A 24068-nucleotide genomic window follows, 5' to 3' on the forward strand; every position below is an offset into this window, starting at 1 on the left:
GCGGACGAGCGCCTTCCCCCTGTAAGGAGCGGCGGGAGCGCGCACTTCCCACTCGCCCGCGACCCTCGAACAATAGTATTTGATACTCAAAGTATATTCCATCTTCTCAAGGAGAACACGACATGCGGAACCGGCTGCTGACCTCTCTCTGTGCCTTCACGCTCGCCACGGGTTGCGTCACCCAGGGCAAGTACGACACGGCGATGCAAAGGGCCCAGACGCTCGACGAGCAGCTGAAGGGGGAGCAGGGCGCTCGTGCGGCGGCCGAGGAGAAGGTGCGGCAGCTGGAGGAGCAGGTGAAGGGCCTGGAGCAGGAGAAGGAGGCGCTGACGGCGCGTCTCAACACCTCCGAGGCGCGGCTGACCTCGAGCGCCGCCGAGCGCCGGGGCCTGGAGCAGAAGATCGCCGAGCTCACCGCGCTCAACGAGGAGCTGGCCACCTCCAAGCGCAAGCTCACCGAGGCCAAGGAAGCGCTGGAGAAGAAGAGCGCCGAGTACGAGAGCCTCGCCCAGAGCCTGAAGACGGAGATCTCCGAGGGGAAGATCGAGCTGTCGGAGCTCCGGGGCCGGATGACGGTGAACCTGAAGGACAAGATCCTCTTCGCCTCGGGCTCGGCGCGGGTGGGCAAGGAGGGGGAGGCGGCGCTGAAGAAGATCGCCGAGGCGCTCAAGGGCGTGCAGGGGAAGATCATCCGGGTGGAGGGACACACGGATGACGTGCCCACGGATCCGAAGGGTCCGTTCCCCTCGAACTGGGAGCTGAGCCTGGCGCGGGCGATGGCGGTGGTGCGGGCGCTGCAGGACGCGGGCGTGGATCCCACCGTGCTGTCCGCCGCGGGCTACGGTCCGTACCAGCCGATCGCTCCCAACGACTCGGCGGACAACCGCAGCCTCAACCGCCGCATCGAGATCGTCCTGGCTCCGGGGACGGGGACGACGACCACCACGAGCAGCCGTTAGCCACCTGTTAAGGTGGCCGGATGCGAAAGCTCCTCCTTGGCGTGTTGTGCATGACGGTGGGTTGCGCCACCACCCCGTCCTCCTCCACCTCGTCCACCTCCAGCGGCGCCCCCGAGGCGTCCGCCAGGCCCGGGGTGAAGGACTCGGCTACCGTCGATGAGCTGAAGGCGGGGAGCGAGAAGGCGCGCGAGAGCAAGGATTGGGCGCGCCTCCAGTCGCTCTCCCGTGAGCTCGCGAGGCGCGAGCCGGACAATGGGGAGGCGCTGGCCTACGCGGGGATGGCGAGCATCATGCTGGGCCAGAAGGAGGAGGGCATCGCGGAGCTGGAGAAGAGCGTGACGGTGGAGGACAGCGCCGCCGTCCGCTACATCCTGGCGAGCGTGCTCCAGGGAGAGGAGCAGCTTCAGCGGGCGCTGGAGCACCTGGAGCGCGCGGTGGTGCTGGACGAGGGGGCGGTCCAGCTCTGGTACGACCTGGCGCTGTTGCGAGCGCGGCTGGGCATGCTCGACGGGGCCTTCGCCGCGGCCGAGCGCGTGAAGGCGCTGGCTCCGAAGGCCGCGCAGACGGAGTCGCTGGGGATGTTCCTGGCCCAGTGGCACGCGGCGACGCGGATGCCCCAGGAAGCCGCGGCCCACAACGCGCGGGGCGCGAAGCTGGCGCTCGAGGGCCGTATGGATGAGGCCCTCGCCGAGTTCGAGGCCGCGGTGAAGGTGGCCCCGGACTACGCGGATGCGCGTTACAACCTCGCCCAGCTGCTGACGAAGAAGGGGGACAAGGCGCGCGCCGAGCAGGAGTACCGGAAGGCCATTCCGGGCTTCCACGAGCGCGAGAAGGCGCTGCGCGCGGATGCGCAGAACAACCTGGCGTTCCTGTTGGTGGAGCGGGGCGTCAAGGGCGAGGAGCCCGTCACCCTGGCGCGCGCCGCCATCGAGACGCGGGGCGAGCGGCCGAGCTACCTGGACACGCTCGCGCGGGCCTGCGACGCCAGGGGGGACAAGGCGTGCGCCGTGGACGCGTTCCGGAAGCTGCTCGCGTCCAGCGAGACGTTGCCGTTCGACGTGAGGACCCACGCCGAGCAGCGGCTCAAGACGCTGGCCCCCTGAGGGGCGAGCTACGCCTGGGGCAGGGCGCAGGTGCCGAGGTCGCGCAGCACCTTCTTGGCTTCCGCGATGAGCGACTGGCCCCTCACTTCGGCGCCCAGCTTCACCACCAGCTTCATGTCCGGGGTGAGCCGGTAGACGCCCTTGGACTTCTGCACCAGGGTCGCCACCTTCATCCCGTCCAGCAGCGCGTCCGCGCCGAGCGTCACCACCACCCGGCCCGGACCTGCCTCCAGCGCGCGCAGCCGCAGCTCCCTCATGTCGATCTTCAGCAGCGTCTGCTCCGAGAGGTTGTCCACCTCGTCCGGGGCCTCGCCGTAGCGGTCCACCAGCTCGGAGCGCAGGTCCTGGACCTCGTCCGGATTGCTGGCCTGGCTGAAGCGCTTGTAGAACACCAGCCGCTGGTGCACGTCCGGCACGTAGTCGTCCGGGATGAGCGCGGGAATCGGCATGGTGATTTCGGGCTCGATCTGCGTCCTCGGCGGCTCGCCCCGCACCTCGGACACCGCTTCCTCCATCAGCTGCGCGTACAGGTCGAAGCCGATCGCCGCGATGGAGCCCGACTGCTCGGCACCCAGCAGGTTGCCCGCGCCGCGGATCTCCAGGTCGTGGCTGGCGATGGAGAAGCCCGCCCCCAGCTCGGTGAAGCGCTGCAGCACTTCCAGGCGCCGCTGCGCGTCCTTGCTGATCGCCGTGCGCGCCGGCACCAGCAGGTACGCGTACGCGCGCTCCTTCGAGCGGCCCACGCGCCCTCGCAGCTGGTAGAGCTGCGCCAGTCCGAACGTGTCCGCCCGGTTGACGATCATCGTGTTGGCGCTCGAGATGTCGATGCCGCTCTCGATGATGCTGGTGCACAGCAGCACCTGGTACTTCTTCTCGGTGAAGTCCAGCATCGCCTTCTCGAGTTGCCCCTCGCCCATCTGCCCGTGTGCCACGCCGATGCTGACGTTCGGCAGCAGCCGCTTGAGCGTCTCCTCCATCGCGGGCAGCGACTCCACCCGGTTGTGCACGAAGAAGACCTGGCCGCCGCGGGCGAGCTCGCGCTCGATGGCCTCCTTGATGGTCTGCTCATCGAACTTCATCACGAAGGTGCGGATGGCGCGCCGGTCCTGCGGCGGGGTGGCGATGATGCTCATCTCCCGCACTCCGGACATCGCCATGTGCAGCGTGCGCGGAATCGGCGTCGCCGACAGCGTGAGCACGTCCACCTGCGAGCGCAGCTTCTTTATCTGCTCCTTGTGCTTCACCCCGAAGCGCTGCTCCTCGTCCACCACGAGCAGCCCCAGATCCTTGAAGGCCACATCCCCGCCCAGCAGCTTGTGCGTGCCGATGAGGATGTCCACCTTGCCCTCCTTGGCGCGCTTGAGGATCTCGCGCACCTCGGGCGGCTTCTTCATCCCGGAGATGACCTCCACCGTGACGGGGTAGTCCTTGAAGCGCTTCTTGAAGGACAGGTAGTGCTGCTGCGCCAGCACGGTGGTGGGCACCAGCACCGCCACCTGCTTGCGGTCCAGCGTCGCCTTGAAGGCGGCGCGCATCGCCACCTCCGTCTTGCCGTAGCCCACGTCGCCGCAGACGAGCCGGTCCATCGGCTCTCTCTTCTGCATGTCGGCGAGCACGTCCTCGATGGCCTTGGCCTGGTCCGGCGTCTCCTCGAACTCGAAGTCCGCCTCGAACTGGGCGTAGTAGCGGTCCGGCGGGCTGAAGGCGTGGCCCGGGTGCGCCCGGCGCGCCGCCGCGATGTTGAGCAGGTCCGCCGCCATCTTGAGCAGCTGCTCCTTGACCCGCTTCTTCGTCTTCTCCCAGGACGTGCCTCCCAGCTTGTCCAGCGTCACCTTGGTGGGGTCTCCACCGGTGAACTTCTGGATGAGCCGCATGCGGCCCACCGGGAGGTAGATCTTGTCCTTGCCCGCGTACTCCAGGACGAGGAAGTCCCCGGGCACGCCGTTCACCTGCATCTTCGTCAGGCCCGCGTAGCGGCCCAGGCCGAAGTCGGTGTGGACGATGATGTCGCCTTCCTTCAGGTCCTTGAAGCCCGCGGCGAAGGCGTCCAGGCTCTTCGAGCGGCGCACGCGCCGGCGGGCCCGCGCTCCGAAGATCTCCTCGTCCGAGAGCACGGCGATGCCACCCGCGCCGTCCACGAAGCCGTGGCTCACCTCGCCCGTGAAGAGGTGCGCGGAGACCGAGGGCTCGTAGAGCTTCGCCACATCCGCGAGTGGCTCGGTGTGCACGCGCACCATCACGTTGCGGTCCAGCAGCAGGCGCTTGAGCCGGTCCGCCTGGCTGAGGGTGCCGCAGGCCACGGCGCAGGCGATGCGTGTGTCCCGCCAGCGCTGGAGCCGCTCGACGAGCGGGGTGAGCGCGCCCTCCTCACCATGGTGGGCGAGGATGGCCTCTCTCACGTCCTGGGTGGTGCCGAAGGGGAAGTGCACGGGCGGCGCCTCGCCCTGGGTGAGCGACAGGCCGCCACCCTCCATCACACGGAAGGCCGCGAGCTTCTGATCCACCTGCTCGCGGGTGAGGAAGTGCTCCTCGGCCGGGGCGGAGAGATCCTGGCGCTCATCGGATGCCCGCGCGGAGCGCTCCACGTCGTTCCACAGTTCCTCGGCGACGCGCTCGAGGCCCATGGGATCGTCCAGGTAGAAGAGCGGCTCCGGGTGCCACAGTCGCAGGTAGTCGAAGACGGTGCCCAGTCCTCCCTCGAAGAAGCCGGGCAGCAGGCCCTCCAGGCCGAAGCCGGGGAGCCCCTCGCGGATGGCGTCCAGGCGCTCACGCAGCTTCGAGGTGGGCAGGTTGATGCGGTCCGCCACGGCGCGGGCGGCGGCCTCGGCACGCGCGCGCGTCTGCTCGGAGAAGATGACCTCGCGCGCGGGCAGGAGGATGATCTCCTTGAGCGAGTCCACGGTGCGCTGCGTCTCCGGATCGAAGGCGCGGATGGACTCGATGGTGTCGCCGAAGAACTCGATGCGGACCGGCTTGTCGTAGAGCGGGCTGAAGACGTCGATGAGGCCGCCACGCACGGAGAAGGTGCCCAGGTCCTCGACGAGCGGGCTGGACTGGTAGCCCATGTTGGCGAGCTTGCGCGCGAGCTCGTCGCGGTCGAAGTCCTGGCCCACGCCGACACGCTCGGACAGCTCCTTCATCACGTGCGGCGGCAGCACCTTGCGGAAGAGGCCGCGCATCGAGAGCACGAGCGCGGGGAAGCGCGTGCCCTGGGACAGGTGGAAGAGCGCCCCGAGCCGGTCCGCGACCGCGTCCGGGTCCGGGGAGATCTCGTCGTAGGGGAGCACCTCGTCGGCGGGCAGGCGCAGGACGCGAGGCTCGCGCGGGGTGCCCCTGCCGCCCAGGAAGAAGGCGAGATCCTGGGCGAGCGCATCCGCGGACTCCTCGTCGGTGGCGATGCAGACGAGGGGGGCCTCGAGGGTGCGTGTCAGCCGGGCGAGTGCATGGCCGCGGGCGGCCCCCTGGAGACCTTGCGTGCGGACACGCTGACCCACGCGCAGCAGCTCCAGCACCCGGGCGAAGGGATCCCCGGTCACGGGAGGTGCGCGGAGGGCCTCCGCCTCGAACTTCTGGTTGAAAGGAGTTTCCATCCGTGGGCCGCCTTGAAGGGCCCACCGGTAATTAGGAGCCGGACCCGTGTGGGTCAACGGAAGAGCGAGGGGCCCGGTTGGCGACAGTCACTCAGGGCACCCGGCCTACAACCACCTACTCACCCAAACACCCGGAAGTCCTCATCGTCGTCATCGTCATCGCCTCCCTTGTCGCCGCCGTCACCACCACCACCCTTTCCATCCCCGTCGATGAGGGAGGAGGGGACGATGTGGGTCCCGGCGTGGGCCGCGGTGAGGAGCAGGCGGCCGGGCGAGCCTGGGAGGCTGGCGAGGACGAACAGGGAGACGAGGGCGGGGGTGAGGGTACGCATGGGGGAATGCCTCCAGTCACGAAGGGGACGGGACGCAGGGAGGGGATATTCACCCCACGCCCGGAAGGGAATCAGCCCTTCTTGAGCGTGCGGATGTAGGCGACGAGCGAGTCGATCTGCTGCGGGGTCAGCTTGTCCTTGTAGGCCTTCATCTTCTTGTTGCGGTGGGAGCCCTCGGCGATGACCTCGCGGATGTCCTCGTCGGTCTGCGCCTGCTGCCAGGCGGCCTGGGAGATGTCGACGATGGACTCCTTCTTCCCCATCTGGGTCTGCGCGCGGCCATCCGGTCCGTGGCAGGACTTGCACTTGGCGGTCCATAGCTCGGCGGCGGCCTCGTCGGCGGCCTGGGCGGCGGTGGCCAGGGTGAGGGAGAGCAGCAGGGCGGACCGGATCTTCATGGGGGGTTCTCCAGGTGAGGCACGGCTCGGTAACGGGGCGCAGTGTCGACCGACAGGGCGGGCGATGGCCAGGGAAACCGCGAGAGATGGCCTGCTCAGAAGCCCAGGGCGCGGCCAGGCGGCACGAGCCAGACCTTCTCGAGGAAGCGCACCGCGCCCTGGTCCGCGGCGTGGTGCTTCACCGTCGCGGCCTGGAGCCCGAGCAGCAGCGCCAGCATCGCCAGTCCCGCGACCACGGGCGAGGCACCGGGCCGCTCCGTCCCATGCAGCCCCAGCCGGACGAAGACCCAGCCGGCCAGGCCGAGCAGCAGCACCAGCAGCAGCACCCCGGCCACCGGGTTGGGGATGCCGAGCAGGTTCAGCACGCTCGGGGGCAGGTAGCCCGCGCGCAGCAGCGGCACGGCCAGCCCGAGGACCACGTTGGAGACGTCATCGGGGACGTAGTTGACGAAGGTGGCCACGCCCGTGAACGCGATGGAGGCGGTGCACAGCGCCGCGGCCACGCCCGTCAGTGCCGGGTGGCCCGAGCTCCGCAGCCGCTCCAGCAACAGGCCCGCGGGCAGCAGCAGGAAGGGCACCAGCCCCGTCAGGTGGCGCGGGCCCGTCGTCCAGCCCCACGAGTCATAGGAGAAGGCCGAGGTGAAATACGTGTACCCGGCGAGCAGCGCCACCACGAGCCACAGGTGCGCCCGCATCTCCGGGCGGGCACGCGCCTCGCGCCGCAGCACCACCACGCCGGGGAGCGCGAGCAGGAGGAAGGGCGACAGGGTGAACAGGCCCCGCAGCGGCGAGAAGAAGGAGAGGGCGAAGGCGCGCGGGTCCGGGTAGCGGATGCCCAGGAAGCCGCCCAGGTGCCACGGTTGGTAGGCCGCGTCGTTGAGGTGCTTGTACCCGCTCTCCAGCGGATGTCCGAAGGCGGCCTGGTGGTACAGCATCAGCCCCACCACGAAGGGAAGCGCCCCCACCAGGGCCAGCCCGGTGCCACGTCCCAGGCGCGCCCACCGCGCGCGCGGCGGCTCCTCGCGCCACAGCACGCTCAGCACCGCGTACAGCACCAGTCCCAGCACGCCCAGCGCACCGGTGTACTCGGCGGCCACCGTGGCGCCCGCGCAGGCTCCCGCCACCAGGTAGCCCCGCTCACGCCACTCGTCGCGCGCGAGCCTCCACAGCGCGTAGAAGCCACCGAACAGCAGCACCGCCGTCGTCTGGTGGCTCATGAAGAGCAGCGAGTAGCTGAACGCCAGCGAGCCCAGCCCGTACGTCACCGTCACCGCGTCCGCCACCCCTGGCGACAGGTACGTCCCCAGGAAGCGGCGCACGAGCCACAGCAGCAACAGCGTGGGCAGCACCGTGAGGAAGAGCCGGCTGAAGAAGACGAGCGGCACCTCGCGCACCGCGAAGAGGAAGCCACCGCTCCATGCGCGCAGCGCCGCGTACACAGGCACCGCCGCGAACGACAGCAGCGGCGCCTTGGACGGGTAGTACTTCCCGTCCTTCACCGACAGGTCCCCGACGTAGCCGAAGTCCTGGAGCGCCCGGTTGATGTCCAGCGTGCCGTACTCCACCAGCGCGCGCGTCTGCCACAGCCGGCACAGCTCGTTGGGCGAGCGCAAACCGGGGTGGTAGGGGAACAGCAACACGTACAGCGCCACCAGCACAGCGTAGACGGCGCGCGGCGGGACCCCTGGGACACTCACAGCGCGTCGCTGCCGCGTTCCCCCGTGCGGATGCGCACGGCCTCGTCCACCGGCAGGACGAAGATCTTCCCGTCGCCGATCTTCCCCTCGTTTCCGGAGCGGGCCGCGCGCACGATGGCGTCCACCACGCGCGTCACCATGTCGTCGTCCACCACCACCTCCACCTTCACCTTGGGCAGGAAGTCCACCACGTACTCGGCGCCCTTGTAGAGCTCCGTGTGGCCCCGCTGCCGGCCGAATCCCTTCACCTCCACCGCGGTGAGGCCCTGCACTCCCACCTCGTTCAGGGCGTCCTTCACTTCATCCAGCTTGAACGGCTTGATGATGGCTTCGATCTTCTTCATTCGACACCTCCCGAGACGCGAGCCACCGCGAAGAGGCTCATGCCTACCGGCAGCTTCACCCGACTCTCGGCCTTCGCCAACAATGGAGCGATCCGGTCATAGACCTTGAGCTGCAGCTTCGGCACCGAGCGGCGGCGCATCACCCGGCTGTTCATGAACCAGCCCGGGATGCCCACCAGGTTCATCCACTCCAGCTTCTCCACCTCGAAGCCGTTGCCCTCCAGCACCTCGCGCAGGCCGGCCATCGTGTAGCGCCGGTAGTGTCCCACCGCCTCGTCGATGGACCCGAAGAGCGGAGGCAGCGCCGGTACCAGCACCACCACCCGCCCGCCCGGCGGGAGGATTTGACGGAAGCGGCGCACCGCCGAGGCATCGTCCGGGATGTGCTCCAGCACGTTGGACAGCACGATGGTGTCCAGCCGCTCGGCCTTCAGCGCCTCCCAGTCCGCCAGCGCCACGTCCGACAGGTACGGCCGCACGTGCGGCTTGCCCCGGAACTTGTTCTTCAGCCGGTCCACGTAGAAGCGGTCCACCTCGAGCGCGATGAGCAGCTCCAGCCCCGGCTCTATCTTCTCGGTGATGGTGCCGATGCCCGCGCCGATCTCCAGCACGCGCCGGCCCAGGTACTCACGGAAGCGCTGGCCCAGCCACGCGTTGTAGTTGCTGGCACCGTCCATGCGCTCCAGCGTGGTGTAGCCCTCGTGCTGGTTGTCCGCGTCGTTCTGCACCGTGGCGTAGCGCATCAGCGTGCGCAGCCGCGCCAGCTGCGTGGCCAGCGGCCGGCGCGGCGCCGTGTCCACTCCCACCGGGACCTCCGCCAGCCGGAAGAGCTGCGCCGCCAGCTTCACCACGATCTCCGCGTCCACCGCGTCATCGTCGCTGGTGAGCGACACCGACTTGAGCGCCGCGGTGCGGAAGGCCCGCTGGCCGCAGAGCGGATCCTCCAGCGATACGTCCGTGACGAACCGGGTGACGCGCCCCAGGGCCTTGTCCGCCAGCAGCTCCGGAGCCAGTCCCTGGAACCGTCGGTTTCCGAACACCGCGTCCGCCGTGTCCTCGCGGATGGGGCGGCACAGCGCCTCGCACGCCTCCAGGGCGTAGGCCGTGTCCGCGTCCTGGAGCACGGTGATTTCTCCCGTCACCCGTCCGAGCGCCGCCCGGATGGCCGCTCCCCTCCCAGGGAGGCCGGGGAGCACGTGCACGTTCGCCATGGGGGGCACCGTGAGCGGACCGTCCCCGGCGAGGATGACCTCGGCGCCCCGGGGGGCGAGCTCGTGGGCGAAGCGCGAGGCGACCGGAGCGGACTCGGCGGTGTAGGGGATGACGAACGAGAGCGACGGGTTCACGTCGCCGTGACTACCACACGGAAGGCGCGGGTGCTCGTATGCGTTCCCGTGGCGTAGTCGGAGGACTTCCGGGCGAGTCCAGGAAGATTGACCCCTCCGGCTCTCCCAGTGCAGTGTGCCCCCTTCGCCACCGATTGGACGCACCCGCGCCCCGGCATGGAGAACGACGTGGAAGAGGTGACACCGACCGAGGCCCCCGAGGCAGAAGAGCCCACACTGGACGTGATGCAATACGTCCGCGCGCTCTGGCGCCGCAAGTGGCTCATCCTCGGTGTGACGGTAGTGATGATGCTGGTGGGCGTGTTCTACTCCCTGCGCCAGCCCCGGATCTACGCGGCCAGCACCTCCCTCATCATCGACGTCGCCGCGCCCCGCGTGCTCGACACCGATGTCAAGGAGGTGATGGGCGACGAGCGTGGCAACTACTGGGCCAACAAGGAGTACTACCAGACGCAGAGCGAGGTCATCACCTCGCGCGCGGTGGCCTCCCGGGTGGCGGACCGGTTGGGTCTGCGCAACGACCCGGCCTTCCTCGGGGTGGAGGGCATCAAGGACGAGGCGGCGCGCAAGAAGGCCATGGAGTCCATCGACGCGGTGGCGCTGGTGCGCTCGCGCATCGCCGTCATCCCCTCGTCGAACTCGCGCGTGGTGCGCATCGTCGTGGAGGACGTGGACCCCAAGCGCGCGGCGCTGCTGGCCAATGAGGTGGCCGAGGCCTACATCGCGGAGAACCTGGCCCTCAAGCTCAAGACGACCGAGGGCGCCAGCGCGTGGCTCGAGGAGCGGTTGAGCGAGCTGGGCTCGCGCGCCAGCAGCAGCGAGATGGACCTCTACAGGTTCAAGCGCAGCGCGGACGTGCTCTCCCTGGCCACGGAGGGCAAGGCGGGGCAGCAGCCGGGCGCGGCGAAGCAGGCCTACGACACCTACATGGCCGAGCTCATCACCGTGCGCACGAAGATGGCCGCCCTCCAGGCTCGGGTGGATGCCATGCGCCAGCTTCGCAAGAACGTCACCTCCGAGTCGGAGCACTGGGCCGAGGGCCTCCCGGAGGCCAACGAGGGAGCCCTGCGCGACCTGCGCACCCAGGTGCTGGAGCAGCGCACCGCCTGCGTGGAGCTGTCCGAGCGCTACCTGCCGGAGCATCCGAAGATGCAGGAGTGCCAGGGGAAGCTGGCCGTGGTGCAGCAGGAGCTGCGGCGCAGCCTGGAGAACCTGGTGCGCGGCGCGGAGACGGAGCTGGCGGCGGTCCAGGCCAACGAGCGCAACCTGCTCGCGCGGGTGGCGGAGGCCAAGGCCGAGGCCTTCCAGGTGACGGAGAAGGAGATGGCCTACGAGAAGCTCCGGCGCGAGGCGGAGAACGATCAGCGTCTGTACGACATGGTCCTCAAGCGCTTCAAGGAGCTGGAGCTGTCGGGCCTGCTGCGCACCAGCAACGTGCGCGTGCTGGACGCGGCGCTGCCCAACCCGGTGCCGGTGCGGCCCAACACCCGCAGCGCGGTGCTGCTCTTCTTCCTGCTGGGCCTGCTGGGCGGCGTGGCGGTGGTGGTGGGGCTGGAGTTCCTCGACGCGAGCGTGGCCACCCGCGCGGACGTGGAGAATCGCCTGGGGCTGGCCTTCATTGGCGCCATGCCCCCGATGAAGGCCGAGGACGGCACCTCGACGGACCTGTTCATCCACCGCCATCCGCGCTCGCCGGCGGCGGAGATGTGCCGGGCCATCCGCACCAACCTGCTCTTCATGTCGCCGGACAAGCCCTTCCGCTCGGTGGTGGTGAGCTCGGCGGGGCCCTCCGAGGGCAAGTCCACCGTCGTCATCAACCTGGGCATGGTGATGGCGCAGACGGGCACCCGGGTGCTGTTGATGGACACGGACATGCGCCGGCCCCGCCTGCACAAGGCCTTCGGCATCCCCGACGACGTGGGGGTCAGCTCCCTGGTGGTGGGCGAGGGCTCGCTGGAGCGCGCCATCAAGTCCACGGATGTGCCCAACCTCTTCGTGCTGCCCTGCGGGCCGATCCCGCCCAATCCCGCGGAGCTGCTCCACTCGCGCGCCTTCTCCGAGCTGCTCGACGAGCTGCGGGAGCGCTTCGACTGCATCCTGCTGGACAGCCCGCCCCTGGGGCCCGTGTCGGATGCGCTCGTCCTCTCCAAGCAGACCGACGGCATCCTCCTGGTGCTCAAGGCGGGGAGCACCCACCGCGACCATGCCAAACGCGCCATTCGCGCGCTGCGCGACGTGAAGGCCCGGGTCATCGGCGCCCTTCTCAACGACGCAGATGGCAAGAATGGCCGGTACGACTATCAGACCTACAAATATTACGGCAGCTATGGCGCCGAGCGTGACGAGCAGCGAACCGCCAGCTAGAGAGCGCCGGTGATGAAGGTTCTTCAACTGGGTAAGTACTACGCCCCCTACCGGGGCGGCATGGAGACGCACCTGTCCGGGCTGTGCGCGGAGCTCAAGAACCGCGTGGAGCTGGAGGTGCTCGTCTCCAACACGGTCCCTCGCACCATGCGCGAGGTGGTGGACGGCGTGCGCGTCACCCGGTGCGCCGAGCTGGCGAAGGTGGCCTCCACCTCGCTCAACCCCACGCTGTCGCTGGAGCTGTCGTGGCGCCGGTATGAGCTGCTGCACATGCACTTCCCGCACCCCATGGCGGTGATGGGGTACCTGGGGAGTCTGCGGCCGCGGCGGCACGGGCTCGTCGTCACCTACCACAGCGACGTGGTTCGCCAGAAACGGCTGCTGAAGTTCTTCGCGCCCTTCATGCACCGGGTGCTGTCGCGCGCGGATGCCATCCTGGTGGGCTCGCCCAACTACGTGGAGACGTCCGAGATGCTGCGCCCGCACCGGGACCGGTGCCACGTGGTGCCCTTCGGCATCGACGCCAGCCGCTTCGCCCTCACGCCCGAGCGCGAGGCGGCGGCCGCGGCCGTGAAGGCCCGGTACGGTGGGGCGCCGCTGCTGATGGGGGTGGGGCGGCTCGTCTATTACAAGGGCTTCGACCACGCCATCCGCGCGCTGCGCGAAGTGCCGGAGGCGCACCTGCTGCTGGTGGGCGAGGGGCCGCTGCGCGTCCAGCTGGAGTCACTGGCCCGGAGCTGTGGCGTGGCCGAGCGCGTGCACTTCCTCGGGCGCCTGGGGGACGAGGCGCTCGTGTCGCTCTACTACGCGTGTGATGCCTTCGTGCTCTCCTCCGTCACCCGCGCCGAGGCCTTCGCGCTGGTGCAACTGGAGGCCCTGGCGTGCGGGCTACCCGTCATCAACACCGCGCTGGACTCGGGGGTGCCCTTCGTCAGCCGCCACGAGGAGAGCGGCCTCACCGTGCCGCCGGGCGACGAGGCGGCGCTGGCCGCGGCCATCCAACGGATGCTGGCGCACCCGGAGCAGCGGCGGGCGTGGGGCGAGGCGGGCCGTGCCCGTGTGCTATCCGAGTTCTCCCAGGCGCGCATGGGCGAGCGCGTGCTCGACGTCTATCGGACGGTGAAGGAGGCGCGGCGGCTGTGATCGGACTGGCGCTCACGCTCCTGTCCATCGTCGCGACGTTCCAGGTCACGCGGCGGCGTGGTCTGGGCCATGGGCTGGGCACGCTGCTGCTGGTCGGCTACTTCTACGGCATCCTCCGGGCGCGCCACCCGGACGGCTTCTCGCACTTCATGTTCGATGGTGCCGTGGCCGGCCTCTACCTGTCGATCCTCACGGGCCGCATGCGGAAGATGCGGGTCGGCCGTGACGGCCAGGTGATGCGGCTCTTCGTCCGGGCGTTGATGGTGTGGCCCCTGTGCACCCTCTTCATCTCCCCGTTCTTCGACTCGCAGCACTTCTTCATCCAGCTGGTGGGCTTGCGCATGGCCATCCTCCTGCTGCCGTTGATTGTCATTGCCTCGCGGCTGACGGAGGAGGAGCTGGACTCGCTGGGGGAGTGGGTGTTGTGGCTCAACGCCGTGGCGTTCGTCTTCGCCATGTTGCAGCTGCGCTTCGGGGTGGAGCCCTTCTTCCCGAGGAACTCCGTCACCGACATCCTCTACAAGTCCAATGACGTGGGTGAGGAGCGCTCGCTGCGCATCCCGGCCATCTTCAACACCGCGCACGCGTACGGCGGCACCATGCTGCTGTCGCTGCCGTTGCTGGTGCGCCGTTGGGAGCGGCGTGCCTCCTTCCGCGACCGCCTCTTCACGGGGCTGGTGTTGGCGGGCAGCGTGCTGGGTCTCTTCATCTGCGCGGCGCGCAGCCCGGTGGTGCAACTCCTGGCCATCGTGGGGGGGCTGCTGCTCGTCACCCGGCTGTCGCTGAAGCTGATCGCGGGCCTGGCGGGCATCGCTGTCCTGGTGGGCGTGGTCGTCTTGCAGAACCCGCGTTTCCAGCGCTTCCTCACGTTGGATGACAGCGGCTACGTCTCGGACCGGGTGGCCATGAGTGTGAACACCAGCCTGCTGGACGTCATCACGAATTATCCGCTGGGCAACGGGCTGGGCAGCGCCGCGGGGACGAGCATTCCCTTCTTCCTGTCGCACCTGGCCCGGCCACAGGTTGGCTTCGAGAACGAGTACGCCCGTATCACCATGGAGCAGGGTCTCATCGGGCTGCTGTTGTGGCTGTGCTTCCTCGGCTGGCTCTTCACACGGCTACCGCCGAGACGCCGGGGGGGCTCGATCATGGCCGAGCGGATGATGTGGGCCACGGTGCTGGTCATGTGGGCAACGGCCATCATCGGCACGGGCACGCTGTCCTCGATTCCAGGTACCACCTTCCTGCTGTTCTGGATGGGCATCATCGTCGGGACGCGGCGGCCCGTGACCGTCCCACGGCCCCGGCCGGCGGTGTCCAGGGCCACCCACACGCCGAGGCCGCCCATGACGGTACCGGGGCCCGGGTTGCCGGAAGATCGGGAGGTCGGGCATGAGCACGCGTAAGCGGGTGGCCTTCGTGGTGAATGGCGCGCCGGGCAGCCCCATGAGCACCCGCGCCGAATCCTTCGCGCGGGCACTGGGCCAGGACTTCGACTGCGAGCTGCTCCACCGGCGGCCCCAGAAGGTGCGCGCCATCGCCGAGATGGTGTCCGGGCTGCACGCCCTGCGGCCGGATGCCATGTACGTGATGGACCTGGGGTACTCGGGTGTCGCCGCCGCGGCCCTCCATGCGCTGCGCGGGCGCTGTCCTCGCGTCGTGGACACCGGGGACGCCATCGCGGCATTGGCGCGTTCGGTGGGAGGCCGGGGCCGGGTGGGGGAGTTGCTCACCGAGGCCCTCGAGCAGTTCGGCCTGCGCACCGCGGACGCCATCGTGGTGCGTGGCACGTTCCACCAGCGGCTGCTCTCCGAGCAGGGTCTCGCCAGCACCGTCATCCAGGATGGTGTGCACGTGGACGCGTTCCTGCCCCGTCCCGCCGAGGAGGTGCGCCGGAAGCTGGGTCTGGAGGGGGTGCTGACGGTGGGCATCCTTGGCTCCTCCCTCTGGAGCGAGCGGCTCCAGGTGGCGGTGGGGTGGGAGCTGGTCGAGCTGATGCGACTGCTGAAGGGCCGGCCCGTGAAGGGCGTGCTCATCGGGGATGGCAGCGGGGTGCCCCACCTGCGCGAGCGGTGCCGGCGCTACGGCATCGAGGAGCAGATGCGCTTCATCGACCGCATCCCGTACGAGTCGGTGCCCGAGTACCTCCGCGCGCTCGATGTGGTGGTGTCCACGCAGAGCAACGACGTCGTCGGACAGGTGCGCACCACGGGGAAGCTGCCCCTGTACATGGCCAACGGGCGCTACATCCTCGCCACCGACGTGGGCGAGGCCTCGCTGGTGCTGCCCGAGGAGATGCGGGTGCCATACGAGGGTGTGGTGGACAAGGCCTACCCGGCCCGCCTGGCCGAGCGTGTGGAGGGGCTGCTCGCCTGGCCCGAGCGGCTGCGCGCGGGCGAGGCCCTGGTGAAGGTGGCCCGGGAGAAGTTCGACTACGCCGTGCTGGCCGGGCGAGTGCGCGACGTGCTCGAGCGGGTCATCCGCTGAGCGCGAGCCGCTCGTAGACCCAGCCGTGCTCCAGGGCCACGAAGCGGAAGACGTTCTGCCGCTGGCGGTCATCTCCTGGCACACGCTTGCACCTGACGTTGCGTCAGGTTGTACCGTTCGCCGGTGATGAAGGAGCGAGCGACGAGCCGACGCCGCTGGCGTATCGGCGAACTGGCGGACGCCACCGGCCTGACGGTGCGTACCCTCCACCACTATGAGCACATCCGGCTGCTCGCGCCCGCGGCGCGGACGGACGGACGGACGCCAACGGCTCTACGACGAGAATGACGTGCGGCGCCTCTACCGCATTCGCGCGCTGCGCGACCTGGGGCTTTCACTCGCGGACATTGGTCGCATGCTCGATGACGACCGCGCCGAGCTCGCCAACGTCCTGAGTGCCCATCGGGCTCGCGTCGAGGCCGAGCTCGAGCGGCTCGGGAAGCTTCGGACGCTCCTCGATCACGCGTGCGAGCACGCGGACCGTGGCGTCTAACCCCGCCGACGTGCTCGCCACGATCGAGGCCATGTCGCGGGTCGTTCGCCGTGGCGACGCACTCCGGAAGAAGGGGAACGCATCGAAGGAGGCAGAGGCCCGGTGGCGGGAGCTGGGCGACGAGCTTCGTGCGTGCATGAAGGCGGGAGAGGCCCCCTCGGCCCCGGGCCCTCGCGCCGTGGCCCGCGCGGCCCTGGCGCGGATCGTTGAGTTCGCCGGTGGCGACCGCGCCACGTTGGAGGCGCTCGCGCACCTTCGCCGGCTCGCGCCCCCGAAGAACCTCGCCGGGTGGAGCCCCGCGCTGATGCGGTACCTCAACCAGGCACTGGCCAGCCTTCACAAGACGGAGCACGAACCATGCTGAACGAACAGATCGCGAAGGACGTCGGACCGGCACATCTCGACATCGCCTGGGAGCAACGCGGCGATCCGAAACACCCGACGGTGCTGCTCGTGATGGGACTCGCCGCCCAGCTCGTGAACTGGCCACTCGGCTTCCTGCGGGCGCTCGTCGCGCGCGAGCTCCACGTGGTGCGCTTCGACAACCGTGATTCGGGGCACTCCACGCACATGCGCGATGCCCCGCCTCCCGAGCTGCCCGCGGCGCTCGAGGGCGATCTGTCATCGGCGTCGTACACGCTCTCCGACATGGCTGCTGACGCGGTTGGCCTGCTCGATGCCCTGAAGATCGACGCCGCGCACGTGGTGGGAGCGTCGTTGGGTGGCGCGATCGCGCAGACGATCGCGATCGAGCATCCGACACGGGTGCGATCGCTCACGACGATGATGTCGACGACCGGCGACATGTCGGTCGGGCAGGCGCACCCCGCGACCATGAAGGCGTTGTTCGGAGGGCCTCCCGCACGCACGCGTGAGGAGGTCGTCGCGCGCGCCGTGCGCAGCATCGCGGTGGTTGGCTCGCCGGCGTTCCCGGCGGATCCGGCGGCCGTGGCCGAGAGCGCGGGGCTTGCGTATGATCGCGCTCACGACGAGGTCGCCATCGCGCGCCAGGCCGTGGCGTCGGTCGCGTCGGGTGACCGCACCCCGCTGCTGCGTGCGATCGATGTGCCCACGCTCGTGCTGCACGGGCTCGCTGACACACTGTGCGACCCGAGCGGTGGGCGTGCCACGGCTGCCGCGATTCCGGGGGCCGAGCTCGTGCTGATCGACGGGATGGGGCACAACCTTCCGCCCGGGCTCTGGGCGCGGATCTCCGAGCACATCGCCGCCATTGTGCGAAGGGGTGATGCGAGGGCGGGAGGGACCGCGCCACGGCGTTTGGAAGGTCGATGAGTCGAGGCCCGCCGGGGCCTCCAGGAGAATACCCGCTCGGTCTCCATGGGCCCGATGCGCCGCACCCGGACGCGGAGGTCCGTGTGGCGTCCCTGGTGCCTCCGCCTGCCTCGGGCGAACCTGACGAGGTTCCACGGCGTATTCGCCCCAGGCGCGAAAGTGCGGCCATTTCTGCTCCCTCGAGCGAGGGCGGAGCCGCGGCCGGAAGAGGAGAGCCCGTTGGTGGTCGCGACGGTGGAGGAGCCGCGGAAGGAGCGCACGCCCCGCTTGGATCAGGCGGGGCTGCTGCGCCGTGCGTTCGCGCTGGGTCAAAGGAGTCGAAACGCGAGACCCGAGCCGGAACGAGACTGGGCGTGGACGGTTGAACCCACCCACTGACCCCCTCCCTGAGCCCGCGAGCGCCCACGCCACTCACTGCCCGAGCGACTGGGGCGGGGGCCTGGCGCTGAAGGCGGGCGAGTAGCACTTCCCCTGGTGCTCATAATGGAGCGTCTCCTTACGGCCGGCGGGCATGCCGGGCAGGAGCAGAGGTAACGCAGGAGGGGGCTGAGACAGGGTCTGGCCTGGGCGAGCGGTTGGAAGGCGGGAGCGAGCGGCCCGGGCGCGGCGCCGAGCCGCACCCCCTGAGGAGGACGCCTGAGGCCGCCGAGCGTTGGCGAGCGCTTTGCCAGGTGCCCTGCCGGGCAGCATCGGGTGGCGAGGTGGGCGATGGCGGAGCAGTTCGAAGCACACAAGGCGTTGGTGGCGAAGGCGGTGACGCTGTTTCCGAATGACACGGTGATGCGGGCGCTGGCGCTCATGCAGCGCTATGGGCTGGACTGGCTGCCGGTGGTGGACGAGTCGCGCGGGGAGCTCATCGGCGACGTGACGGCCGAGGACCTGCGGAAGGTGTGGGAGCACTCCCCGCTGGCCTGTATGTCGGAAATTCTTTCCCTGAAATCCTTGCAGGAGGACGACGATGGCACCTCCTGGAGCCCCCGGGTGACGCTGGTGTCGCCGCTGGTGGACATGTACCGCACCAGCAAGAAGTGGAAGCAGTTGCTCCGAGCGCGAAAGGGCGCCGCGAGGAGGAGCCGCGGCCTTTTGATGGAGTCGCTGCTCCGCGAGCTGGAGCCCTGAAAAGGGTCCAGTGTCACGACGCCGGGAGTTGTCTCACCCGGCTGAAAAAATGACTTCAGCCGGCGAGTCATCCCGCTGCGGGTGCAATACCGACCCGTCCTCCGCGTTTGAGTATCCACCCGGAATTTTCCGGGTGTACTCGGACAGGGATTCTCGAACCATGCGGAAGCTCTTTCGTCGTCCGTTCACCGCGCTGACGTGCGCGATTGCATTGGGACTCCAGGCGTGTGGCGAAGGACCGCCACCGGAGCAGGGCGAGGCGCCGCCGGCGGAGGCCGCGGCCGTGAGCGCCCAGGCGCTCCCCTCCACCGCGCAGGACGTGGAGCCAGACATCCTGGTCGCGCTGCGGTCCATCCCCGGGCTCACGGTGCGGGAGGGCCCGACGCGCATCCCCGGCACGCGCTTCTTCATCCTCACCTATGACCAGCCGGCGGACCACTGGCACCCGGAGGGCCAACGCTTCCAGCAGCGCATGACGCTGCTGCACCGCTCGACGCAGGCGCCCATGGTGCTGGCCAGCACGGGCTATGGCATCGGCACCAGCGCCGGACAGACGGAGCCCACCGCCATCCTCCAGGCGAACCAACTCCTCGTCGAGCACCGCTTCTTCGGCCCCTCCATCCCCGAGCCCGCCAACTGGGCGCACCTGACGCTGGGGCAGGCCGCGGCGGACCACCACCGCATCGTCAGCGCCTTCAAGTCCCTCTATGGCGCGAAGTGGGTGAGCACCGGCGCGAGCAAGGGCGGCATGACGTCCGTCTACCACCGCGCCCTCTACCCGAACGACGTGGACGCCACCGTGGCCTACGTGGCGCCCAGCAGCCACGGCCCGCGGGACCCGCGCTACGTCCACTTCCTCGGTACCGTGGGCGACGCCGCGTGCCGCGAGCGCATCCGCGACTTCCAGCGTGACGCGCTGTCGCGCCGCGAGGAACTGGTGCCCCAGGTCGCCGCGGCGGCGACGGCCGAGGGCGCGCCGCTCGACTTCCTCGGCGCGGACAAGGCGTTCGAGTTCATGGTCCTCGAGCTGCCCTTCTCCTTCTGGCAGTACAGCCCTCCCGAGACGTGCACCACCATCCCCGCGCCCGGCGCGCCGGCGGAGCAGGTGCTGGAGGCGCTGAGCGGCATCGTCGGCTACTTCAGCTTCAGCGACCCGTCCATCCAGTACTACGCGCCCTACTACTTCCAGGCGGGCACACAGCTGGGCAGCTACCGCTCCGACGAGCGGCACCTGCGCGGGCTCGTGCGCTACCCGCGGCAGTACGCGCCCGCCGCCATGGTGCCCTTCGCGATTGAGCCCTACGGGTTCGACTTCTGGTCCATTCCCCTCGTCGAGGCGTGGGTGAAGGCGCGCGGCGAGCGCATGCTGTTCATCTACGGCGAGCTGGACCCGTGGTCCACCAACGCCTTCGACGTGCGCGAGCGCAACGACTCGTACCGGTTCTTCGTCCCCGGCGGGAACCACAACTCCTCCATCTCCCGCCTGCCGGAGGTCGAGCGCGCCTTCGCCGTGGAGCAGCTCGGCACGTGGATGGGCCTGCAGCCCATGGAGCAGGAGCGCGTCGCGCAGAAGGCGTCCCGTCTGGCCTCGGGCGAGGAGCCGGTGCAGTCGCTCGTCATCGACCGCCGCCGCCCGCCGCCTCAGGAGTAGCCGTCACCCGCTCTCAGACGTTGAGAACACCTGAGTAGGCAATGACCTGCTTCGAAGGGCACGGGCGCGAAGTCCGTGCCCCCGTTGCAGCGTCTCTGAGCCAGCCCAATCCCTCGACTGTCCTCCCAATTTCTCATACGCCGCAGGCGTGCTCCTGTATTCGCCTCGTGAATTGGGCGCCTCCTACGACCCGCACCTCATGATATTGCGACCGACATCCCAATTCGGCGCTCTCGTCCGTTTTGGGTTTCCTTCGGCCCAACCCAAACATGGAGTTCCGCCATGCGTCGCGTGCCACACTCATTCCTGCTGCTGGCCGGCCTCGCCGCCACCCCGTGCGCCTTCGCGCAGAGCACGCCGGTCAACCTCGCGCTGAACCAGCCGGTAAGCGTCAGCGGCACCGAGAACGCCGCGGCGTTCAATGCGGCCAACGCCAACGACGGCCGTCTGGACACCCGCTGGAGCTCGGAGTTCGTTAGCCCCTCGTGGATCACCATCGACCTCGGCAGTGAGCAGTCGATCGGCCGCGTGGTGCTGCGCTGGGAGAACGCGCACGCCACCGTCTACACCCTCAACGTCTCCAACGACGGCGTCAACTGGACCACCGTGTACACGAACGCCAACGGCAAGGGCGGCACGGAAGACATCACGTTCAATCCCGTCTCGGCGCGCTTCGTCTCCATGTACGGCACGGAGAAGAACACCCAGTACGGCTACTCGCTGTACGAGTTCGAGGTCTACGGCGCCAGCGGCGGCGGCGGGCCGGGCGACTCCCCTGATCAGCAGCCGGGCACGGCGCCCACCGTGTCGTACAACGCGCGCATCTCCGGCAACCAGACGGAACCCGCGGCGCCGTTCGTCATCACCGACGTGGCACCGTTCAACAACCCGTGGGGCCTCGACTTCCTGCCCGACGGCCGTGTCGTGGTCACCGAAAAGAGCGACCGCATGTACATCGTGACGTCCGCGGGCGCGAAGACGTCCATCGGCGGCCTGCCGGTCTCGGTGGGCGCCAACGGCGGTGGCGGCCAGAGCGGCCTCCACGACGTGGCGGCATCGCCGACCTTCGCCCAGGACCGCACGCTGTGGTTCAGCTACGTGGCCAAGGCCGCGGACGGCAACAACCGCCTCACGCTGGCGACCGCGCGCCTCGACGAGAGTGCCGGTGCCGCGAACCTCGCCGACCTCGAGATCGTCTGGCAGGAACCGTCGAGCTATTCGATGCGCGGCCAGCCGGGCGCGCGCATCGCGTTCGCACCGGATGGCCAGTACGTATTCCTCTCCGTCGGCGACGGCGACATTCCGGACTCCAACGGCAATCGCGGTGTCACCGCGCAGATGCCGGACACCGGACTGGGCAAGATCATCCGCCTCAACCTCGACGGCAGCACCCCCACCGACAACCCCGAGGCGTCGGCCGGCGGCGTGCGCGGGCAGGTGTGGGCCAGCGGCTTCCGCAACCCGTACGGCCTGGCGTTCGACGCGAAGGGCAACCTGTGGGAAACGGAGATGGGCCCGGCCTCCGGCGACGAGTTCAACTTCATCGCCAAGGGCGGTAACTATGGCTGGCCGCTGGTGAGCAACGGCAACCACTACAACGGCGATGCCTACATGCCGGGCCAGCCGTATCCGCGCCACGACACCGCGCCGCAGTTCACGCAGCCGGCGGCGTACTGGGGCTGGTTCTCCACCACCAACTCCATGTCGCCGTCCGGGCTGGCGTTCTACAACGGCAACCTGTTCCCGCAGTGGAAGGGCTCCGCGCTGCTCGGCTCCACCTCGTCCATCGCGCTGTACCGCGTGGTGATCGATCCGGCGTCCAACAACGTCACGGGCGTCGAGCGCTACGGCCGCGATGCGAACGGCGTGTACACCGGTGCGGTGCGCGCACTGAAGGTGTCGCCGTTCGATGGCAGCATCTGGTACGTCAAGGGCGGCAGCGACGGCGCGCTGCGCAAGCTGACCCCGAAGTCGTGATCGTCACGATGGGACCGGGATGAGCCCGGTCCCATCGGCGGGTTGCGGCCATGTGGGAGCGGGCTTGCCCCGCGACAGCTTTTCGCCCCGGTCTAGAGCAGCTTCGCCATGATCTCGCGCTCGCGCTGCTCGAGCTTGATCGAGGCGAGCGTCCAGTCGATGAGCTCGTCGGCGACCGACACGTCGAGACCGAAGGCGCCGGCGGCCTCCTTCACCGACGCGCGCTCCTCGTTCGCGATCTCGCCGTCGGCGCACGCCACCTCGACGATCATGCGCAGCAGGGAGGCGCGCAGCTCGCGGCTCTCGATCTTGCTGACGATGTCGGTGAGGCGGCTGGGCTTCTGGAACTCCTGCTCGATGAGCGCGGCGACCTGCTCGTCGCGGGGCGACAGGCCGATGCCAAACACCACGTCATCGAGCTGCTGGCGCTCGTCCTCGGTGATGCGGCCATCGCTCGCCGCCACGTTGGCCATGGCCTGGACGAACGCCATCAGCTGCTCCTGGGGGTACTCGCGCGTCATGTCGTCTCCTTGGCGAGCGGCGCGCGGCTGGCCAGGGGCTCGCGGACATGGGATGGGCCGGGCCGCTCGGCGGAGTAGGATAGTGGGCGCCGGCGAGGACCGGAAACGGTTTTCGCCCTGGCTCGCGCGTGGAAGCGTGACCTCGGCCCGGCCTGAAAGAAGTTCAATGAGCCTTCCGTTGGGGATTCCATGGGGTGCCCAGGCTCTTTGAGCTCCTCTCGGAGCGCGAGACGTTCCTCCCAGGCCGCGCACCTGGAGGCGGCCTCCGTCTGGGCCTTCCTGCGGCTGCGCGAGGAGCTCGCCCTGCATGGCGCCGACGAGGCCCTGCGCGACGCGGCCCTGGCGTGGCGCTTCGGCAGGCGGTGGAAACACTGCGCGAGGAGATAGGCCGGCTGCTGGACGCGCTCCTCGTCAGCCAGAGAGGCCCAGGGCTCCTACCGCGCACCACTTGGGAGGACGGCCTGGGCAGGCGTGTACAGTTTCTATCCAGCCCGCTTCAGCCACACCCGCAGGGCTCCTACCGGCTCGAAGCCCTGGGTGCACCACGTGGACAGCTCGTCGCCGTGTTCGTAGCCCACGAGCCGCAGCCCCGGGAATGCCGCCATGGCATGGACGAGCATCTCCGCGCGGAGCACGGCGGGTGCTCCTTCCACGAAGAACGTGTTCGACAGGCTCACGACACCCGCGGCCCGGTAGGCAATGGCACCGGCGACGATGGCCTCGTTGTCGTAAGCGGCGAAGAACTGGATGTTCGCGTCGTCCAGCAGCGTGGGGCGGAAGAGGGCGTGTTCCTGCTCTGGTAGGTGGCTACCCGAGGGTCCGCGCCAGGCCACTTCCCATGCGGCGAGCGAGGTCTCCTCCCGAATCGGGAGCCAACGAACTCCGCTGGCAGGAGCAGCCGCAGGTGCCGCCTGGGAGAGGATGAGCCACTGTGCGGCGAACAGCTCTGTGAAACCTCTCGGAGCAAGGTCGAGCGTCGCGAAGCTATCCTTGACTCCCCATTGCCCAGGCACGTCGAGCGCGGAGATCTGCTCGAGCTGTTGAGCCTCGTCGTCTCGCGTGAGCGTAATGGCGTTCGGGTAGAACTTGAGGACTCCGGCACGGTTCAGCCACAGAGAGCGGGAGAACTCACCCGGGTAGCCATGTGCGCGGCACACTGCGTCGCACCACGCTGCATTGTTGTCGACTGCTGAGGCAAGCAGATCAAAGGACATACCTGATCATCCATAACAGAGGGGGCCAGTCCAGGCC

The 24068-nt window shown here is 69.1% G+C and carries 22 protein-coding genes; 14 read left to right on the forward strand and 8 right to left on the reverse strand.

Translation table 11 applies throughout. From position 1 onward, the window contains the following. Nucleotides 1-122 precede the first annotated feature (122 nt). Complete coding sequence (locus JQX13_RS23175) at nucleotides 123-959, forward strand: OmpA/MotB family protein (protein WP_203411103.1); 837 nt, start codon at nucleotides 123-125, stop codon at nucleotides 957-959. A 20-nt stretch (nucleotides 960-979) separates the two neighbouring features. Further along, entirely contained in the window at nucleotides 980-2062 is a 1083-nt protein-coding gene (locus JQX13_RS23180; RefSeq protein ID WP_203411104.1) for a tetratricopeptide repeat protein, read from the forward strand. A gap of 8 nt (nucleotides 2063-2070) precedes the next feature. Here the strand turns inward: JQX13_RS23180 and mfd are convergent, their stop codons facing one another. The 6 genes from mfd to JQX13_RS23210 all read right to left on the reverse strand — a co-directional run bounded on the left by mfd (nucleotide 2071) and on the right by JQX13_RS23210 (nucleotide 9769). After that, nucleotides 2071-5652 (reverse strand): transcription-repair coupling factor, encoded by a 3582-nt coding sequence (gene mfd, locus JQX13_RS23185; RefSeq protein ID WP_203411105.1) that lies wholly within the window; start codon nucleotides 5650-5652, stop codon nucleotides 2071-2073. A gap of 119 nt (nucleotides 5653-5771) precedes the next feature. Further along, on the reverse strand, nucleotides 5772-5984 hold the full coding sequence (locus tag JQX13_RS23190; RefSeq protein WP_203411106.1) for a hypothetical protein: 213 nt from the start codon (nucleotides 5982-5984) through the stop codon (nucleotides 5772-5774). Between the two features lie 71 nt (nucleotides 5985-6055). After that, a complete protein-coding gene (locus JQX13_RS23195) occupies nucleotides 6056-6382 on the reverse strand; it encodes a c-type cytochrome (protein WP_203411107.1) in 327 nt (108 codons plus the stop codon). Nucleotides 6383-6477: 95 nt separating this feature from the next. Next, a complete protein-coding gene (locus JQX13_RS23200) occupies nucleotides 6478-8079 on the reverse strand; it encodes a hypothetical protein (RefSeq protein WP_203411108.1) in 1602 nt (533 codons plus the stop codon). After that, a complete protein-coding gene (locus JQX13_RS23205; RefSeq protein ID WP_203411109.1) occupies nucleotides 8076-8423 on the reverse strand; it encodes a P-II family nitrogen regulator in 348 nt (115 codons plus the stop codon). The genes JQX13_RS23200 and JQX13_RS23205 overlap by 4 nt, the downstream gene beginning before the upstream one ends. Beyond that, complete coding sequence (locus JQX13_RS23210) at nucleotides 8420-9769, reverse strand: bifunctional glycosyltransferase/class I SAM-dependent methyltransferase (protein ID WP_203411110.1); 1350 nt, start codon at nucleotides 9767-9769, stop codon at nucleotides 8420-8422. Before JQX13_RS23210 ends, JQX13_RS23205 begins: the two co-directional genes overlap by 4 nt. A gap of 168 nt (nucleotides 9770-9937) precedes the next feature. Here JQX13_RS23210 and JQX13_RS23215 point away from each other — a divergent pair, with 168 nt between their 5' ends. The 11 genes from JQX13_RS23215 to JQX13_RS23265 all read left to right on the forward strand — a co-directional run bounded on the left by JQX13_RS23215 (nucleotide 9938) and on the right by JQX13_RS23265 (nucleotide 22296). Further along, nucleotides 9938-12133, forward strand: a complete 2196-nt coding sequence (locus JQX13_RS23215; RefSeq protein WP_239015067.1) for a GumC family protein — start codon at nucleotides 9938-9940, stop codon at nucleotides 12131-12133. A gap of 12 nt (nucleotides 12134-12145) precedes the next feature. Further along, a complete protein-coding gene (locus tag JQX13_RS23220; RefSeq protein WP_203411111.1) occupies nucleotides 12146-13276 on the forward strand; it encodes a glycosyltransferase in 1131 nt (376 codons plus the stop codon). Next, the gene (locus JQX13_RS23225) at nucleotides 13273-14682 is read left to right on the forward strand and encodes an O-antigen ligase family protein (RefSeq protein ID WP_203411112.1); all 1410 of its coding nucleotides are present in this window, start codon (nucleotides 13273-13275) and stop codon (nucleotides 14680-14682) included. The genes JQX13_RS23220 and JQX13_RS23225 overlap by 4 nt, the downstream gene beginning before the upstream one ends. After that, nucleotides 14669-15763, forward strand: coding sequence for a glycosyltransferase (locus tag JQX13_RS23230; protein WP_203411113.1), 1095 nt, complete (start codon nucleotides 14669-14671; stop codon nucleotides 15761-15763). Before JQX13_RS23225 ends, JQX13_RS23230 begins: the two co-directional genes overlap by 14 nt. 126 nt (nucleotides 15764-15889) lie before the next feature. Continuing rightward, the gene (locus JQX13_RS56435) at nucleotides 15890-16051 is read left to right on the forward strand and encodes a MerR family DNA-binding transcriptional regulator (protein ID WP_430384216.1); all 162 of its coding nucleotides are present in this window, start codon (nucleotides 15890-15892) and stop codon (nucleotides 16049-16051) included. Between the two features lies 1 nt (nucleotide 16052). Next, nucleotides 16053-16256: a MerR family DNA-binding protein gene (locus JQX13_RS23240; protein WP_203411115.1), complete on the forward strand. Its 204-nt coding sequence runs from the start codon at nucleotides 16053-16055 to the stop codon at nucleotides 16254-16256. Then, complete coding sequence (locus JQX13_RS23245; protein ID WP_203411116.1) at nucleotides 16246-16620, forward strand: hypothetical protein; 375 nt, start codon at nucleotides 16246-16248, stop codon at nucleotides 16618-16620. Before JQX13_RS23240 ends, JQX13_RS23245 begins: the two co-directional genes overlap by 11 nt. Further along, on the forward strand, nucleotides 16614-17549 hold the full coding sequence (locus tag JQX13_RS23250) for an alpha/beta fold hydrolase (RefSeq protein ID WP_203411117.1): 936 nt from the start codon (nucleotides 16614-16616) through the stop codon (nucleotides 17547-17549). Before JQX13_RS23245 ends, JQX13_RS23250 begins: the two co-directional genes overlap by 7 nt. Before the next feature lie 708 nt (nucleotides 17550-18257). Then, on the forward strand, nucleotides 18258-18668 hold the full coding sequence (locus JQX13_RS23255; protein WP_239015069.1) for a CBS domain-containing protein: 411 nt from the start codon (nucleotides 18258-18260) through the stop codon (nucleotides 18666-18668). A gap of 160 nt (nucleotides 18669-18828) precedes the next feature. Continuing rightward, the gene (locus JQX13_RS23260) at nucleotides 18829-20319 is read left to right on the forward strand and encodes a S28 family serine protease (protein WP_203411119.1); all 1491 of its coding nucleotides are present in this window, start codon (nucleotides 18829-18831) and stop codon (nucleotides 20317-20319) included. A 282-nt stretch (nucleotides 20320-20601) separates the two neighbouring features. Further along, nucleotides 20602-22296 (forward strand): PQQ-dependent sugar dehydrogenase, encoded by a 1695-nt coding sequence (locus tag JQX13_RS23265; RefSeq protein WP_203411120.1) that lies wholly within the window; start codon nucleotides 20602-20604, stop codon nucleotides 22294-22296. Nucleotides 22297-22388: 92 nt separating this feature from the next. Here JQX13_RS23265 and JQX13_RS23270 read toward each other — a convergent pair whose 3' ends face one another. Further along, the gene (locus tag JQX13_RS23270) at nucleotides 22389-22817 is read right to left on the reverse strand and encodes a tellurite resistance TerB family protein (RefSeq protein WP_203411121.1); all 429 of its coding nucleotides are present in this window, start codon (nucleotides 22815-22817) and stop codon (nucleotides 22389-22391) included. Nucleotides 22818-23024: 207 nt separating this feature from the next. Between JQX13_RS23270 and JQX13_RS23275 the strand changes: the two genes are divergently transcribed. After that, nucleotides 23025-23204: a hypothetical protein gene (locus JQX13_RS23275; protein ID WP_203412667.1), complete on the forward strand. Its 180-nt coding sequence runs from the start codon at nucleotides 23025-23027 to the stop codon at nucleotides 23202-23204. A gap of 95 nt (nucleotides 23205-23299) precedes the next feature. Here the strand turns inward: JQX13_RS23275 and JQX13_RS23280 are convergent, their stop codons facing one another. Then, nucleotides 23300-23974: a hypothetical protein gene (locus JQX13_RS23280; protein WP_203411122.1), complete on the reverse strand. Its 675-nt coding sequence runs from the start codon at nucleotides 23972-23974 to the stop codon at nucleotides 23300-23302. Between the last annotated feature and the right edge of the window lie 94 nt (nucleotides 23975-24068).

Origin of the sequence: Archangium violaceum (genome assembly GCF_016859125.1) — a bacterium.
GTDB classification, from domain to species: Bacteria; Myxococcota; Myxococcia; order Myxococcales; family Myxococcaceae; genus Archangium; species Archangium violaceum_A.

Excerpts from the sequence above, each read along its gene's own strand:
- JQX13_RS23205 (WP_203411109.1), bottom strand. The coding sequence starts at position 8,423 with ATGAAGAAGATCGAAGCCATCATCAAGCCGTTCAAGCTGGATGAAGTG.
- JQX13_RS23260 (WP_203411119.1), top strand. The coding sequence starts at position 18,829 with ATGCGGAAGCTCTTTCGTCGTCCGTTCACCGCGCTGACGTGCGCGATT.
- mfd (WP_203411105.1), bottom strand. The coding sequence starts at position 5,652 with ATGGAAACTCCTTTCAACCAGAAGTTCGAGGCGGAGGCCCTCCGCGCA.
- JQX13_RS23190 (WP_203411106.1), bottom strand. The coding sequence starts at position 5,984 with ATGCGTACCCTCACCCCCGCCCTCGTCTCCCTGTTCGTCCTCGCCAGC.
- JQX13_RS23270 (WP_203411121.1), bottom strand. The coding sequence starts at position 22,817 with ATGACGCGCGAGTACCCCCAGGAGCAGCTGATGGCGTTCGTCCAGGCC.
- JQX13_RS23180 (WP_203411104.1), top strand. The coding sequence starts at position 980 with ATGCGAAAGCTCCTCCTTGGCGTGTTGTGCATGACGGTGGGTTGCGCC.
- JQX13_RS23220 (WP_203411111.1), top strand. The coding sequence starts at position 12,146 with ATGAAGGTTCTTCAACTGGGTAAGTACTACGCCCCCTACCGGGGCGGC.
- JQX13_RS23230 (WP_203411113.1), top strand. The coding sequence starts at position 14,669 with ATGAGCACGCGTAAGCGGGTGGCCTTCGTGGTGAATGGCGCGCCGGGC.
- JQX13_RS23255 (WP_239015069.1), top strand. The coding sequence starts at position 18,258 with ATGGCGGAGCAGTTCGAAGCACACAAGGCGTTGGTGGCGAAGGCGGTG.
- JQX13_RS23195 (WP_203411107.1), bottom strand. The coding sequence starts at position 6,382 with ATGAAGATCCGGTCCGCCCTGCTGCTCTCCCTCACCCTGGCCACCGCC.
- JQX13_RS23250 (WP_203411117.1), top strand. The coding sequence starts at position 16,614 with ATGCTGAACGAACAGATCGCGAAGGACGTCGGACCGGCACATCTCGAC.
- JQX13_RS56435 (WP_430384216.1), top strand. The coding sequence starts at position 15,890 with ATGAAGGAGCGAGCGACGAGCCGACGCCGCTGGCGTATCGGCGAACTG.
- JQX13_RS23175 (WP_203411103.1), top strand. The coding sequence starts at position 123 with ATGCGGAACCGGCTGCTGACCTCTCTCTGTGCCTTCACGCTCGCCACG.
- JQX13_RS23265 (WP_203411120.1), top strand. The coding sequence starts at position 20,602 with ATGCGTCGCGTGCCACACTCATTCCTGCTGCTGGCCGGCCTCGCCGCC.